Below are 14,460 nucleotides of genomic sequence, written 5' to 3'. Positions count from 1 at the left end.
ACGAATTCCCTTCCCTCGACCGATATCGAGAGCGCTGAAGACAGCCGCGCTGTCTGTTGGAACGATTGATGGGCGCAATATGAGGGAAGAGGACTTGCGTGATAATCAGCAAGAATGGATAAATACCTTGGAATTGAATTCATAGGTGAACAGTCATGGACAACCGCGCTGGAGAAATGGAAGTCTTTGCGACAGCCGCAGAGCTGGGAAGCTTCTCCTCAGCCGGACGCAGACTTGGGCTTTCCCCTTCTGCCGTCAGCAAACTCGTCACACGCATCGAAGACCGGCTTGGCACACGCCTGCTTCAGCGCTCGACGCGCCTTGTGACCCTGACACCAGAGGGCGAAATCTATCTCGGCAGAGCAAGGCGCATTCTGGCCGACATAAGAGAGACGGAGCAGATCGTCGCAAACGGTGGCAAGGTGGTGCCTCGTGGCCTTTTGCGGGTGAATGCCACGCTGGGCTTTGGCGAACGCTATCTGTTGCCGCTCGCACCGGAGTTTCTCTCGCTTTATCCGGAGGTGGAACTGGATATTTCGCTGACGGATGGTGTCATCAGCCTGATCGAAGAGCGGACCGATATTGCGATACGCTCAGGTGCGATGGAGGACTCTGCACTCAAGGCCAGAAAACTCCTGGAGGTCCGACGGATGATCGTCGCCTCCCCCGCCTATCTCGAAAAATATGGCGCACCGGCAAAGCCACAGGATCTGGCCCGCCATAACTGCTTCAGCTTCAACTTCAATCGCAACCTCAACGAATGGCCGTTCAGGAACCCCGACACGGATGAGGTTTATCGACTGCCTGTTTCCGGCAACGCATCGGTCAATAGTGGCATGGCTATGCGCCGCCTCTGCCTCTCGGGCTTTGGCCTTGGAAGGGTTGGAGAATTCCACGTGCGACCGGATATCGATGCTGGACTGCTGGTACCTGTTCTCGAAGACTATAATCCGCAGGACCTTGAAGTTATCCATGCGGTCTATGCTGGCCACGAGCACCTGGCTGCGCGCGTACGTGCTTTCATCGATTTTGTTGCGGATAAGGTCGCGGCGTAGTCAGATCAGATGTTGTTGTGAACCAGCTTTGCCAACCAGTCGACAAAAACGCGAACCTTGTTTGTGACATGTCGGGTTTGCGGGTAGACGACGTAGATCGGCATTGCCTCACAACGCCACTCCGGGAAGACCCGCACCAGTTCCCCCTTCTCCAAAGCCTCCTTGACCATGAAAAGAGGAAGCTGGATCACGCCCATGCCCGCCAGTGCAGCATTGAGATAACTACGGCTGTCGTTGACCGACACGACGTAACGCGGCGTCACTTCGACGCTACGGACACCGTTATCCAGCGACATCGGCATGATCTGGCCGGTCGTGGCATTCAGGTAACCGACCGAATAATGATCGTTTTCAAGATCCTCCGGCGTCTGCGGCATGCCGAAATTTTCGATGTAGAACGGGGCAGCAAAGGTCTCGAATTTGAGCTCGCCTACTTTTCTGGCAATCAGGGACTGGTCGCGTAGCGTTCCCACCCGCAGCGCGCAGTCGACGTTTTCGGCAAGGTAATCGACGAGGCGATCACCGACGCCAAGATCGATGCGAATATGTGGGTAACGCTGATAAAAATCGCACAGATTCGGAATAACGAGAAGATCTGCGAAGACACCTGCCATTTCTACCCGCAAGCGCCCGGACGGTTGCACCTGCGCACTGGACATGCTTCCATCAAGCTCTTCAATTTCCGACAGAATTTGCGCAGCACGCTCGTAATAAAGCGCCCCATCCGTCGTCAACATGACGCGTCGTGTCGTACGGTTGAGAAGCGTGGTCTGCAGGTGCGCCTCCAGCGCCTGCACCATGTTGGTAACGGTGGTTTTGGGCATGCTCAATGCCGTCGCGGCACGGCTGAAATTGCCGGTTTCCACAACACGCGTGAAAACGCGCATGGCCGAAAGTTGATCCATAATTCTCTCAGACGCTCGATTATTCGTGTTTTTGGAACAGTGAATTCAAGTTGGCATACTTGATCGATCTGAGCCGAACAATAATATGCATTTCAGGTTTTGCAACAGGATCTGGTTTCTGCCGGTCCAGGAATTGGTGTCATGGCGATGCGATGGGAGACATTAGGGTGCGGCCAGGCGGCCAGACAGCCCCTTCTCGCTCGACGTTATGAAAGCGCCAACCTGTGCCGCACGCCACCGGTGGTGCTTTATCTCAGAGGCGGTTCGTTTCTAGAAACGGATGCGGATCGGCCGGAACTTCCAGTCGCACGCGCACTTGCGGAAAGCGGTGCCATTGTGGTGGAGGCGGACTACAGCAAGCCTTCGGGCAACGAGTTCCCGCTGGTGATTGATTGCGCCTTTGAAGCGCTCGATCAGGTCAGCAGGGACCGCAAGCATTATGGCAGCGCGAAATCGCTGCTGTTCGTCGCCGGCGAAGAAGCCGGTGGCAACGTCGCCGCCGGACTTGCGCTGAAAGCGCGGGACCGGATGCCCGGCAAGCTTGCCGGACAGATTCTTTTGTCGCCAATGATCGACCCGATGATGACGACGGAATCTTTTCGCGACGCGGACAAGATCGGCATGCGCCAGCGTTGGGCGGATGGATGGAGCCACTACCTTGCCAAGGCGTGCGGCTTTTTCCACCCCTACGCCGCACCATGCCAGTGCACACGTCTCAACCGTGTCGCACCTGCACTGATATTCACCGCGGAGGATGATCCCCTTCGCGACGAAACAATCGGTTATGCGGAAAGGCTTGTGTCATCGGGCGTCGGCGTCCGGCAGCATGTCTTCCCCGCCGGAACCGGCTGGACAGGGCTCTATCGTGGAGAGGGAGGCAGATGGGTTTCGTCCGTCTGTTCGGAATTCACGAGCTTCGTCCAGGATCTGAAACACTGAAGCGTATTTATTCAAAATTCGATCGGCTCTGAGTTCGAGCCAAGGAGAAACCCATGACGCTGAACACGAAGCGCCGCGCCCTGACGGGCGCCGGTATAGGACTTGCTGTCTCTGTTGCTGCGGCAGCCCTCATATTCGACCTGCCTACCAGCCGCGATGCAACGGCTGCGTCTTCGCCCGAAGCACCGCCTGCGGTGCCGGTGACGGTTGCGACCGTCGAAAGCCGCAACGTGATGCGCTGGGAGGAATTCTCCGGCCGCCTCGAAGCTGTCGACCGGGTACAGATCCGCTCTCGCGTTGCCGGTCAAATCAAGGCCGTTCACTTCCGTGAAGGCGCGCTGGTGAAGGAGGGCGATGCGCTTTTCACCATCGACCAGGCCCCTTTTGAAGCCGCCGTCGCCGGTGCAGAGGCACAGGTTGCCTCGGCAGAAGCCAAGGTCAGCCTCGCAAGAACAGAGCTGGATCGCGGTCGTCGTCTTTCTGACAACCGCACCATCTCGCAAAGTGACCTTGATCAACGGCAAAGCTCGTTCGCTGACGCAGAAGCCCAGCTTCGTGCTGCCCGCGCCGCCCTGACCACGGCCCAACTCGACCTTGGCTACACCGAAATTCGTGCACCGGTCTCCGGTCGCGTCGGCAAGATCGAAATCACCGCAGGCAATCTCGTGGCTGCCGGCTCCACCTCAGCAGCGCTGACGACACTGGTGTCAGTCAACCCGATCTACGCCAGCTTCAACGCCAGCGAAGGAACCGTCGCACGAGCACTATCCGAACTGCCGAAGACAGATGGCGCCCTGCCCGCTCTCGAGCAGATCCCGGTAGAGATCGGCACGCTTTCGGATGAAGGCACCCCGATCAAGGGCACCCTGCATCTGATCGACAACCAGGTCGATTCCGCAAGCGGCACCATTGGTGTACGGGCCGTCTTCGAAAACCCTGACGGCAGGCTCATTCCCGGCCAGTTCGTTCGGGTGAGAATGGGCGAACCGAAACCAGAAAACCGCATCGTTATCAGCGATCGGGCGATCGGCACCGACCAGGACAAGAAGTTCGTGTTCATCGTCGATGGCGAGAACAAGGTCAGCTACCGCCAGATCAAGCCCGGCGCTTCGGCCGACGGTCTGCGGATCGTCGAAAGCGGCCTCAGTGCCGGCGACACGATCGTCGTCAATGGTCTGCAGCGCATTCGCCCCGGCGCGACGGTCGCACCGCAGTCGGAAGAAAAGGTCGCGGCGACCCAGTAAGTCATAAAGGCGGCTCGCATTCGCGAGCCGCCGCCTCCCAACAGAAAATGCCCTGAAACTGGTAGCACCGCGCTACCGGAATAGGGCTTTGCATTCCAGATTTTCACCCCGGAGAGGGCTTTGAAATGAACATCTCCAGATTTTTTGTCGACCGACCGGTGTTTGCCGCCGTTCTGTCGGTGCTGATTGTGGTGGCGGGCCTGCTCGGCATGCGCGCCCTGCCGATTTCCGAGTATCCGGAAGTCGTTCCTCCATCCGTCGTCGTACGCGCGACCTATCCGGGCGCTAACCCGAAAGTCATTGCTGAAACGGTGGCGACACCGCTTGAAGAGCAGATCAACGGCGTCGAGGACATGCTCTACATGTCGAGCCAGGCAACGTCGGATGGCGTCTTGACGCTGACCGTTACCTTCAAGCTCGGTACCGACCCGGACAAGGCGCAGCAACTGGTGCAGAACCGCGTTTCGCAGGCAGAACCACGCCTGCCTTCGGAAGTCCGCGCGCTCGGCATCACCACGGTGAAAAGTTCGCCAGACTTCATCATGGTCGTCAACCTCGTCTCCACAACCGACGCCTACGACATCACCTATCTGCGCAACTATGCGACGTTGAACGTCAAGGACCGTCTTGCCCGCATCGAAGGCGTCGGCCAGGTGCAGGTCTTCGGCGCCGGTGACTATTCCATGCGCGTCTGGCTCGATCCGCAAAAGGTTGCCGAACATGATCTCGCCGCCAGCGACGTCTCTGATGCGATCCGTCAGCAGAACGTTCAGGCCGCAGCCGGTATCATTGGCGCTTCGCCAAGTCCTAACGGCGTCGATCTGCAATTGAACGTCAATGCGCAGGGCCGCCTGACCACGCCTGAAGAATTCGGCAACATCATCGTCAAGAGCGGTGCCAACGGTGAAATCACCCGTCTGCGCGACGTCGCGCGCATCGAACTAGGTGCGGCTGATTATACCCTGCGCTCTCTGCTCGATGGCAAGCCTGCCGTGGCCGTGGCCGTCCTTCAGGCACCCGGTTCCAACGCCATTGAAATCGCCGACAATGTCCGTGCAACCATGGACAATCTGCAACTGGCGATGCCGGACGGTGTGAAGTTCGAAATCGTCTACGACACGACAAAATTCGTACGTTCTTCCATCGAGAAGGTTGTCGACACACTCCTCGAGGCCGTTGGCCTCGTTGTACTCGTTGTCATCATCTTCCTGCAGACATGGCGCGCATCGATCATTCCATTGATCGCCGTTCCGGTATCGATCATCGGCACTTTCGGTGTGATGTACGCGTTCGGTTTCTCGATCAACGCGCTGACATTGTTCGGCCTTGTGCTGGCGATCGGCATTGTGGTGGATGATGCGATCGTGGTGGTGGAGAACGTCGAGCGAAACATCGAGAATGGTCTATCTCCGCGCGACGCGACCTATAAGGCGATGCGCGAAGTTTCCGGGCCTATTATCGCCATTGCGCTGGTGCTGGTCGCCGTGTTCGTGCCATTGGCCTTCATTTCGGGTCTGTCGGGCCAGTTCTATCGGCAGTTCGCCTTGACCATCGCCATCTCGACGGTGATTTCGGCCATCAACTCGCTGACGCTTTCTCCCGCCCTTGCGGCACTGTTGCTCAAGGAGCACGGCGCACCCAAGGACTGGCTGACGCGCGGCATGGACAAGATCTTCGGCTGGTTCTTCCGTGGCTTTAACCGCGCCTTCGGCGCCGCCTCCAACGGTTACGGCCGGACTGTCGGCGGACTGGTATCGCGCAAGAGCCTTGTCATGCTGGTTTACCTCGCCCTGGTTGGCGCGACCTACAGCATGTTCTCGACGGTTCCGAGCGGCTTCGTCCCCGGTCAGGACAAACAGTATCTGATCGGTTTCGCCCAGCTCCCTGATGGCGCGACACTCGACCGGACGGAAGATGTCATCAAGCGCATGAGCGATATCGCCATGGAAACGCCCGGCGTCAGCAACGCCATCGCCTTCCCCGGCCTGTCGATCAACGGCTTCACCATCGGCTCCAACTCGGGCATCGTCTTTGCGGTTCTCGACGACTTCGAAAAGCGCAAGACACCGGAGCTTTCCGGTAACGCCATCGCCCTGCAACTGAACCAGAAATTCGCTGGTATTCAGGACGCCTTCATCGCCATGTTCCCGCCGCCACCGGTCAACGGTCTCGGCACGACCGGCGGCTTCAAGCTGCAGATCGAGGACCGTGCCGGTTACGGCTACCAGGCGCTTGACGAAGCCACCAAGGCGGTTATTGCCAAGGCCTATCAGACACCGGAACTGGCTGGCATCTTCTCCAGTTACCAGATCAATGTCCCGCAGCTCTATGCCGACCTCGACCGCGCAAAGGCGGAACAGCTTGGCGTCTCGGTGACGGATGTTTTCCAGACGCTGCAGATCTATCTGGGGTCACTCTATGTCAACGACTTCAACGCCTTCGGCCGCACCTACAGCGTGCGGGTGCAGGCAGACGCCCAATTCCGCGCCCATGCGGAAGACATCGGACGACTGAAGGTTCGTTCGGCAACGGGTCAGATGATTCCTCTGTCCACGCTGCTGAAAGTTGATGCAACGACAGGTCCGGAACGCACGAACCGCTACAACGGCTTCCTTGCGGCCGACATCAATGGTGGCCCTGCCCCCGGCTTCTCGTCCGGTCAGGCACAGGCCGCAATGGAAAAAATCCTCAATGAAACGCTGCCTCCCGGCATCGACTTCGAGTGGACGGACCTGACCTACCAGCAGATCCTCGCCGGCAATTCGAGCATCATCGTTTTCCCGCTTGCCCTGCTCCTCGTCTATCTTGTGCTGGCAGCGCAATATGAAAGCCTGACATTGCCGATCGCCATCATCATGATCGTGCCAATGGGTGTTCTGGCGGCGCTGACGGGCGTCTGGCTGACAGGTGGAGACAACAACATCTTCACCCAGATAGGCCTCGTTGTCCTTGTCGGACTTTCGGCGAAAAACGCGATCCTGATCGTGGAGTTCGCCCGAGAACTGGAGTTCGAAGGCAGGAAGCCGATTGCCGCCGCCATCGAGGCAAGCCGTCTGCGCCTTCGCCCGATCCTGATGACCTCGCTGGCCTTCATCATGGGTGTCGTTCCCTTGGTGGTCTCGACCGGCGCGGGCGCAGAAATGCGTGCAGCCATGGGTGTCGCCGTGTTCTCCGGCATGATCGGGGTAACGTTCTTCGGCATCTTCATGACGCCGGTGTTCTATGTGCTGATCCGCAAGCTTGCGGGTAACCGACCGCTGGTTCAGCACAAGCAGGAAGAGGCAGCCAATTCGGACTACAAGCTCGAAAAGGCAGGCTGACACCGACCAAGAGCCACCGCCTGGCGCAGCCATGTTGCTGTGTCTGCGAAATGCCACGCATCTCAGCATGCGTGGCATTTTTTCTATTAAAACAACCCGTTTCTCTAAAATAGAATCTATTTCAACTGCTTAGACGAAAACAACGAACAAAGACCGGGGAGGAAAATCAAGATAACCAGAATAGATCCAGACGACACCATGTAATTCTCGATGTACATCTTTGTTTATACTTGAAATTTATGTTAGCCTCACGTCCATGATTCGAACTGAATGATTTGGTTCAGGAGCTGCATGATGGAGCACGACTACGAAAGCTGGGCGACGTCCGTCGCCTATTCGATCGTAATGCATGAAGGTCTGGATCTCGCCCTTTCCGCACAAAATCTGGACAAGGGAAAAACCAGAAGCAACCGGCACCGGTTGATGGAAGCTATACGCCAGTCATTGCTTGAAGCACGCTTGCACGGCCACACTGCGGCAGTGCCGGGCGTGTGACTTGCGATAGATCGCTGATCTCTGGAAAGCAGCGTTCAGCCTGCCAGCAAATCGGTCCTGATCGCGGCTTTTAGCGGCAGGTGGTCTGAGGCAATTCTTGCCAGGGCACTGTCATGCGCCTCTACCTGCTCCACCAGTCCCGCTCGGTTGGCAATGATCCTGTCGAGCGCCAGAACCGGCAGATTGGACGGAAAACTCGGGACCGCCGGCGGCATTCCGCCGAACGCGTCCCGCAACGTGTTCAGCGACGAACCGTTGCCGAGCCGCCATTCGTTAAGGTCGCCCATCAAAACAGTCGGGTATTCATCACGCTCTTCAAGCAACCCCAGAAGAGCTTGTGCCTGCCGGGCACGTGAATGCCGCAACAGGCCGAAATGCGCCGCGATAACCCGCAGGGTACCGCCGTGCTTCAGGTCGAGTTCCACCACCAAGGCTCCCCGTGGCTCCAATCCCGGCAGTTTCAGCGTATGGACGTCACGCACTGCGCCTTCGCGAAACAGCACGACATTGCCGTGCCAACCGTGAGCTTTCACACCCGCCTGAACCGGCACCGGAACAAGGCCACTCTCGCGCTCCAGCCGTGCGAGATCGAGAAGGCCGGTACGCTCGCCAAACCGGCTATCTGCTTCCTGAAGCGCAATGATATCGGCGCCAATTTCCTGAATGACGCGGCTCGTTCTCTCAGGGTCAAACTTTCGATCCCGCCCGACGCATTTGTGAACATTGTAGGATGCGATGACAGGAAAGGCATGATTTTTGGTCACAAGAGATGGCGCCAACCGTTTCTTGCGTTCACGCAGCGATTTGATCACGAAGGCCGGCAAGCCTGTGTTCTTCGCCACCTTCATCTCTGCATCTTCAGGCACATCTTTTCGTTTCATGCTGTCTTTCCGGTCAGAGGTAAGGCGAGGCAAGCCACAGGACGCGCTCCCCCAAACGGACAACGAATGGCCGCGCCATTAGTTCGGCCAATCGCACCGGAACGGCATTATCCCGCACCTTTCTGATGTATTGAGCCGTTTGTCCCGCAAAGTCCCTGTCCATCACTTCAAGATCGATTTCAAAGTTCAGCCGCAACGAGCGTGGATCGAGATTGGACGAACCGACGTAAGCCCAGCACTCGTCGATCACTACGAGCTTGGAATGGTTGAACGCCCCTGTCGCTCGCCAGATGCGGCAATAATTCTTCAGCATCTGGTCGAACTGCGCTGTCATGGCACGGTCCACCAGCACGAGATTATTGCTTTTCGGGACGACGATATCCACCAGAACGCCACGCCTCGCTGCAGTCGTGATCGCCGAAATAAGCTCTCGATCCGGGAGAAAATAGGGCGACATGATGAGAATGGACGATCGCGCGATAGAAAAGGCACCCATCAGCATCTTGTGGTTCGTCTCGATGCTCTTGTCCGGACCTGACGAAGAAACACGTGCGACAAGCTGCGAGCCCGGCGTGCTCAGGGGAATTGCCGGGTCCCACATGGGAACGTCCAGCAACTCGCCAGTGGTGAAGCGCCAGTCCTCTGCCGCAATCGAAAAGAAATCGGCAACCACTGGACCGGTGATTTTGAAGTGCCTGTCCTGCGCCTGATGTTCCCCGGCGAACTCGGAGGTAAATCCCTCGCGAATGTTCATTCCACCGCTGAACGCGATACTGCCATCTACCACGAGGATCTTTCGGTGCGTACGCAGATTGGCATAAGGCAAACGAAGCCCCATGATGACGTTACCATTGAAGACATCCGCCGCGATGCCCTTGTCCCGTAGCGTTGGCAGAATACTGGGCACCGAATAGCGGGCGCCGACGGCGTCGACGAGAACGCGTACCTCGACCCCGCGCGACTTTGCCCTTTCCAGAGCCTCGACAAAGCGAGCACCAATCCTGTCATTGTCGAAAATGTAGGTCTCCAGAATGACCGAGCGTCTCGCCTGCTCGATCGCGTCGAGCATGTGCGCATAGGCTTCGTCGCCAGTGACAAGTGTTTCTATACTGTTTCCGGTTGTCAGAGCATGACGCGTCACCCTGTCGCCCAACGTCTTCATTGCCTCGAAACGGCGCCCGAAACGTTCGGCAATCATCTGGCCGGTGGCATCGAACTGCGCCACCCGATCCATGATCTCGTCCTGCATGAAGGAACGCTGCTGCGTGAGGTTCGAGCGGCGGATACGGTTGATGCCGGCAATTGCGTAGATCACGGCTCCGACAATCGGCGACAGCACGATAACACCCACCCAGCCGAGCGCCGAGCGAACCTCTTCCTTGGTCATGGTGGCGTGCACGGCCGCCACGGTCCCCATCAGGACTGAAAGAACAGCGAGAATATGCGGCCAGTAGGCGACAATCAAATCGAGCATGATCGAACTATAGTGCAGTTCGCCGATCCCGCAATGCCAGCGTGCATGACAGGCGAAACTGGCGCCGGACTTTCATTGCCATGCTTTTACGGGATAAACCCTTGCGGGATTAGCGGTGGAAACTGGAGAGGCGATATGTCATGAGAGCGCATCTTGATCTTCGGGCAACGCGGCCGAAAGCAGTCGCGCATGCCAGCAGCGTTTGAAAGCAAGGCCGTGATGCAGGAAAATACCCAGGGCGCTGTCATCGTTATTTCCAGCCATGTGATGCGCGGATCGGTCGGCAACCGTGCCGCCGTCTTCGCTCTGGAAACGCTGGGCTTTCCGGTATGGGCTGTCCCGACCATTGTCATGCCCTGGCATCCCGGCCACGGCCCCTCCACCCGGATGAGATTTCAGGACGATGATTTCGACAAGGCCATGACCGACCTCGAAAACGCGAAGTGGGTTGGCGAGGTCAAGGCCGTCTTGACCGGCTACTTCGGAAGTGCATCACAGGTCCGTTCCGTTGCCCGCATGATCCGCAACCTCAAGGAAAAGAACCCCGCACTCGTCTATGCCTGCGATCCGGTGATGGGCGACAAGGGCGGCCTCTACATTCCCGAGGAGACGGCCGCGGCCATCCGCGACGAACTCATCCCATTGGCAACACTCGCAACCCCCAATCGGTACGAACTCGCCTGGATGAGCGGCGCAGAACTCGAGACCAACAACGCGATCATGGATGCGGCACTGGCACTCGGTCCGTCGAAGATGCTCGTGACCTCGGCAGTGCCGATGATGGCTAGCGGCACCGGCAATCTCTACCTCAGCGGCAAACACGCACTCCTTGCCGAACACCGTGCCATCGAGGATGCGCCGAACGGCCTGGGCGATCTGATATCGGCCCTTTTCCTTGCCCGGCTATTGGAAGGCATGGATGACGAAAAGGCGCTGCAACTGGCGACAGCTAGCGTCTTTGAAGTCCTCGCCAGAACCAAAAAACGCGACATGAACGAATTGACGCTTGAAACCGATTCCGCCAGCCTTTCCACGCCAATGGCCATGGTACAAACGCGTCATCTCTTGCATCCTTCACGCAGCAGGCGCAAATAGCGCCCGGAGGATGGTCTTCAACGCACCGGGCTCGTTTCGCGATCCGGTCCAGCATAACGGTACTGCGATATCATGAAAGATTTTCCAGAAAACCTTCTGAACGGTTACAAGAACTTCATGGCCGGTCGCTACGCCGACGAGCGCGAACGATATCGCGTTCTGGCGGAAACAGGCCAGAAGCCGCAAACCCTGTTCATTGCCTGTTGCGACTCCCGTTCTGCACCGGAAACGATTTTCGATTGCGGACCGGGCGAGCTTTTTGTCGTCAGAAACGTCGCCAACATGGTGCCGCCCTTCGAGCCGGATGGTCAGTATCACGCGACGTCTGCGGCAATCGAATATGCCGTGCAGGTGCTGAAGGTGAAGGACATCGTGGTCATGGGCCATGGCCGATGCGGTGGCATTCAGGCAGCCTTAGACCCCAATCTGGAACCGTTGTCGCCCGGCGACTTCATCGGCAAATGGATGAATTTGGTCAAATCGGCCGCCGAACAGATCCAGAGCAATGACGTCATGACCCCTTCCGAGCGGCAGACGGCACTGGAGCGCGTTTCCATCCGCAATTCCATCGCCAACCTTCGTGCGTTCCCGTTTGTGAAAGCGCAGGAAACAGCCGGCAAGGTCAAGCTGCACGGCGCCTGGTTCGACATTTCGACCGGCGAATTGTGGGTGATGGATAACAAAACGGGCGACTTTCGCCGCCCGGAACTTTGATTGAAAAGAGGTTGACGGCCGGGATTACTGGCCGTCGATCGCCTTGCCGATGAAGGCAATTGCCTGCTGGTAAACGCTGGCAGCGTTCCAGCCCTGAATGGCGGCGAAGTTCGTCTGGCCCTGCTGGTAACCCGCACCGCGCTGCCAGCCGTGACCGACCAGGAAGTTTGCCGTCGACGCCAATGCATCGGCGCGCGAGCCAACCAGATCGACGCGGCCGTCGCGGTCAAAATCCACACCGTAACGTACGACGTTGAGCGGCAGGAACTGCGTCTGGCCGATCTCGCCGTGAGCTGCGCCCTTGGCGTTGACATTCAGGGAGCCGTTACCCACCAGCTTGAGGGCAGCATAGAGCTGCTCGGTGAAGTAGTCAGAACGACGGCAGTCGTAGGAGAGCGTCGCAACGGCAGACAGTGTGTGCTGGTTGCCCATGAAGCCGCCAAAACCGGTTTCCATGCCCCAGATTGCCAGGAGAGGACCAGCAGGAACGCCGTAGGCTTTTTCGATCGATGCGAACAATGCAGCATTGTTCTTCTTCATCGTCTTGCCGCGCGAAATGATCGCCTGGCCACCACGCTTCTGCATGAACTGGTCGAAAGACAGTTTGAAGCTATGCTGTCCGCGGTCCGCGCGAATAGTCGCCTGATTGTAGGAAACACCGGCAAAGGCACGGTCGAGCACGGAGGCGCTGACGCCACGGCCCACCGCTTCCTGCTTGAACGCGCCAACCCATGCCCCGAACCCGGCCGAGGTGTTACCACACTGCGCAGCCAGAACCGGCGTCGCGACCAAAACCGAAACCATGGCCGTACCGGCCAGGATTGCCTTCATAACCCGCATCAAAATCTGCCTTCGATATCCTTTTGGGAAACAGTCCCAAGAAAAAACGTCTCTGTTATCGAGAACTGTGGCATCAAATTGCCTTTCGGCGAATGAGCCTGCAAATAAACTGGCCGTGATGACCCAAATTTGAGAAAACCCGCCCGTCCTCCACACAGAACAAGCGGGTTATACTTAACAAACCTTACAAAATGGTATCAGGCAGCCGCCTTGCGGGGCTTGATGAGACCACGGTTTACCAACAGCTCGGCGATCTGGATAGCATTGAGAGCTGCACCCTTGCGCAGGTTGTCGGAAACAACCCACAGGTTCAGGCCATTCTCAACCGTCGCGTCTTCGCGGATACGCGAGATGTAGGTCGCATCTTCACCAGCGGATTCGACCGGAGTGATGTAACCACCGTTTTCGTGCTTGTCGATGACAAGGCAACCAGGCGCTTCGCGCAGGATATCACGCGCCTGATCGGCAGTGATCTCGTTTTCGAACTCGATGTTGACCGATTCAGAATGGCCGATGAAGACAGGTACGCGCACGGCCGTGCAGGTTACCTTGATCTTCGGATCGAGCATCTTCTTCGTTTCGGCGAGAACCTTCCACTCTTCCTTCGTATATCCGTCTTCCATGAAGACGTCGATGTGCGGAATGACGTTGAAGGCGATACGCTTGGTGAACTTCTTCGCTTCAACCGGATCGGCTACGAAAACCGCACGGGTCTGCTGGAACAGTTCGTCCATGCCTTCCTTGCCAGCGCCGGAAACCGACTGGTAGGTGGAGACGACAACGCGCTTGATCTTGGCAACGTCGTGCAACGGCTTCAGCGCGACAACGAGCTGGGCTGTGGAGCAATTCGGGTTTGCGATGATGTTCTTCTTCGTGAAGCCTTCAACCGCATCCGGGTTGACTTCCGGAACGATCAACGGAACCTCGGAATCGTAACGCCATGCGGAGGAGTTGTCGATTACGACGCAACCCTGCTGGCCGATCTTCGGGGACCACTTCTTCGAAACGTCGCCGCCAGCCGACATCAGGCAGATATCGGTATCGGAGAAGTCGTAGTTTTCCATGTTGGAAACCTTCAACGTCCGATCGCCATAAGACACTTCCGTACCCTGCGAGCGGGCCGAAGCGAGCGCCACGACCTCATCGGCCGGGAAACCACGTTCTGCGAGGATGTTAAGCATTTCGCGACCGACATTGCCGGTGGCGCCTGCGATTGCAACTTTAAAACCCATGATCAAGCTCTCTTTCTATCTCTCCTCTTTTTGGTGAGGGGGAACCCGCAAAACCCGCGGCTTCCTTGATCCCCAGCCAAACCGGGGAGAGAGCGGTGGCCAGAGACGTCAGACGGTTTTAATCGTCGTTTTGGCCGTAATTCGGATGGAATGAGAAAAGCGCGGTTGATCGCCGGCTGATTGTGCCGGTCCTTCCATGACATTCATGTATGCGACATGTCTGCTCAAGGTCGTGCTCCTTCTTCGGGCACAGCTATTAGAAGGTT

At 57.7% G+C, this 14,460-nt stretch carries 12 protein-coding genes; 7 read left to right on the top strand and 5 right to left on the bottom strand.

All coding sequences use genetic code 11. From position 1 onward, the window contains the following. Positions 1 to 155 precede the first annotated feature (155 nt). On the top strand, positions 156 to 1,055 hold the full coding sequence (locus ACIQT8_RS09670) for a LysR family transcriptional regulator (protein ID WP_262523261.1): 900 nt from the start codon (positions 156 to 158) through the stop codon (positions 1,053 to 1,055). Between the two features lie 5 nt (positions 1,056 to 1,060). On the opposite strand, the gene ACIQT8_RS09665 is transcribed toward ACIQT8_RS09670, so the two are convergent. Further along, entirely contained in the window at positions 1,061 to 1,960 is a 900-nt protein-coding gene (locus ACIQT8_RS09665) for a LysR family transcriptional regulator (RefSeq protein ID WP_400964903.1), read from the bottom strand. Positions 1,961 to 2,101: 141 nt separating this feature from the next. Between ACIQT8_RS09665 and ACIQT8_RS09660 the strand changes: the two genes are divergently transcribed. The 4 genes from ACIQT8_RS09660 (at position 2,102) to ACIQT8_RS09645 (ending at position 7,958) form a co-directional block, all read left to right on the top strand. Beyond that, the gene (locus ACIQT8_RS09660; RefSeq protein WP_138791318.1) at positions 2,102 to 2,899 is read left to right on the top strand and encodes an alpha/beta hydrolase fold domain-containing protein; all 798 of its coding nucleotides are present in this window, start codon (positions 2,102 to 2,104) and stop codon (positions 2,897 to 2,899) included. Positions 2,900 to 2,952: 53 nt separating this feature from the next. Further along, on the top strand, positions 2,953 to 4,143 hold the full coding sequence (locus tag ACIQT8_RS09655; protein ID WP_400964902.1) for an efflux RND transporter periplasmic adaptor subunit: 1,191 nt from the start codon (positions 2,953 to 2,955) through the stop codon (positions 4,141 to 4,143). A gap of 125 nt (positions 4,144 to 4,268) precedes the next feature. Further along, on the top strand, positions 4,269 to 7,463 hold the full coding sequence (locus ACIQT8_RS09650) for an efflux RND transporter permease subunit (protein WP_262523262.1): 3,195 nt from the start codon (positions 4,269 to 4,271) through the stop codon (positions 7,461 to 7,463). A gap of 291 nt (positions 7,464 to 7,754) precedes the next feature. After that, the gene (locus ACIQT8_RS09645; protein ID WP_178340870.1) at positions 7,755 to 7,958 is read left to right on the top strand and encodes a hypothetical protein; all 204 of its coding nucleotides are present in this window, start codon (positions 7,755 to 7,757) and stop codon (positions 7,956 to 7,958) included. A 35-nt stretch (positions 7,959 to 7,993) separates the two neighbouring features. On the opposite strand, the gene ACIQT8_RS09640 is transcribed toward ACIQT8_RS09645, so the two are convergent. Together ACIQT8_RS09640 and ACIQT8_RS09635 are read right to left on the bottom strand one after the other, a co-directional pair. Continuing rightward, a complete protein-coding gene (locus tag ACIQT8_RS09640; RefSeq protein ID WP_262523263.1) occupies positions 7,994 to 8,839 on the bottom strand; it encodes an endonuclease/exonuclease/phosphatase family protein in 846 nt (281 codons plus the stop codon). Positions 8,840 to 8,852: 13 nt separating this feature from the next. Further along, on the bottom strand, positions 8,853 to 10,313 hold the full coding sequence (locus tag ACIQT8_RS09635; RefSeq protein ID WP_400964901.1) for a phospholipase D-like domain-containing protein: 1,461 nt from the start codon (positions 10,311 to 10,313) through the stop codon (positions 8,853 to 8,855). Between the two features lie 219 nt (positions 10,314 to 10,532). On the opposite strand from ACIQT8_RS09635, the gene pdxY reads away from it, so the two are divergent. After that, positions 10,533 to 11,408, top strand: coding sequence for a pyridoxal kinase PdxY (pdxY, locus tag ACIQT8_RS09630; protein WP_400965393.1), 876 nt, complete (start codon positions 10,533 to 10,535; stop codon positions 11,406 to 11,408). A 72-nt stretch (positions 11,409 to 11,480) separates the two neighbouring features. Next, entirely contained in the window at positions 11,481 to 12,122 is a 642-nt protein-coding gene (locus tag ACIQT8_RS09625; protein WP_138791324.1) for a carbonic anhydrase, read from the top strand. 24 nt (positions 12,123 to 12,146) lie between these two features. Here the strand turns inward: ACIQT8_RS09625 and ACIQT8_RS09620 are convergent, their stop codons facing one another. Further along, entirely contained in the window at positions 12,147 to 12,962 is an 816-nt protein-coding gene (locus ACIQT8_RS09620; RefSeq protein ID WP_138791325.1) for a lytic transglycosylase domain-containing protein, read from the bottom strand. Between the two features lie 197 nt (positions 12,963 to 13,159). Then, entirely contained in the window at positions 13,160 to 14,194 is a 1,035-nt protein-coding gene (locus ACIQT8_RS09615) for an aspartate-semialdehyde dehydrogenase (protein WP_400964900.1), read from the bottom strand. Positions 14,195 to 14,460 lie beyond the last annotated feature (266 nt).

The sequence above is a fragment of the Agrobacterium sp. NPDC090273 genome, from assembly GCF_044772305.1.
Classification (GTDB): Bacteria; Pseudomonadota; Alphaproteobacteria; order Rhizobiales; family Rhizobiaceae; genus Agrobacterium.
This window is presented reverse-complemented; position numbering and strand designations above follow the sequence as displayed.

What these genes read in the sequence shown, in the direction of transcription:
- ACIQT8_RS09670 (WP_262523261.1), top strand. Translation starts at nt 156, where the DNA reads ATGGACAACCGCGCTGGAGAAATGGAAGTCTTTGCGACAGCCGCAGAG.
- ACIQT8_RS09665 (WP_400964903.1), bottom strand. Translation starts at nt 1,960, where the DNA reads ATGGATCAACTTTCGGCCATGCGCGTTTTCACGCGTGTTGTGGAAACC.
- ACIQT8_RS09660 (WP_138791318.1), top strand. Translation starts at nt 2,102, where the DNA reads ATGGCGATGCGATGGGAGACATTAGGGTGCGGCCAGGCGGCCAGACAG.
- ACIQT8_RS09655 (WP_400964902.1), top strand. Translation starts at nt 2,953, where the DNA reads ATGACGCTGAACACGAAGCGCCGCGCCCTGACGGGCGCCGGTATAGGA.
- ACIQT8_RS09650 (WP_262523262.1), top strand. Translation starts at nt 4,269, where the DNA reads ATGAACATCTCCAGATTTTTTGTCGACCGACCGGTGTTTGCCGCCGTT.
- ACIQT8_RS09645 (WP_178340870.1), top strand. Translation starts at nt 7,755, where the DNA reads ATGATGGAGCACGACTACGAAAGCTGGGCGACGTCCGTCGCCTATTCG.
- ACIQT8_RS09640 (WP_262523263.1), bottom strand. Translation starts at nt 8,839, where the DNA reads ATGAAACGAAAAGATGTGCCTGAAGATGCAGAGATGAAGGTGGCGAAG.
- ACIQT8_RS09635 (WP_400964901.1), bottom strand. Translation starts at nt 10,313, where the DNA reads ATGCTCGATTTGATTGTCGCCTACTGGCCGCATATTCTCGCTGTTCTT.
- pdxY (WP_400965393.1), top strand. Translation starts at nt 10,533, where the DNA reads ATGCAGGAAAATACCCAGGGCGCTGTCATCGTTATTTCCAGCCATGTG.
- ACIQT8_RS09625 (WP_138791324.1), top strand. Translation starts at nt 11,481, where the DNA reads ATGAAAGATTTTCCAGAAAACCTTCTGAACGGTTACAAGAACTTCATG.
- ACIQT8_RS09620 (WP_138791325.1), bottom strand. Translation starts at nt 12,962, where the DNA reads ATGCGGGTTATGAAGGCAATCCTGGCCGGTACGGCCATGGTTTCGGTT.
- ACIQT8_RS09615 (WP_400964900.1), bottom strand. Translation starts at nt 14,194, where the DNA reads ATGGGTTTTAAAGTTGCAATCGCAGGCGCCACCGGCAATGTCGGTCGC.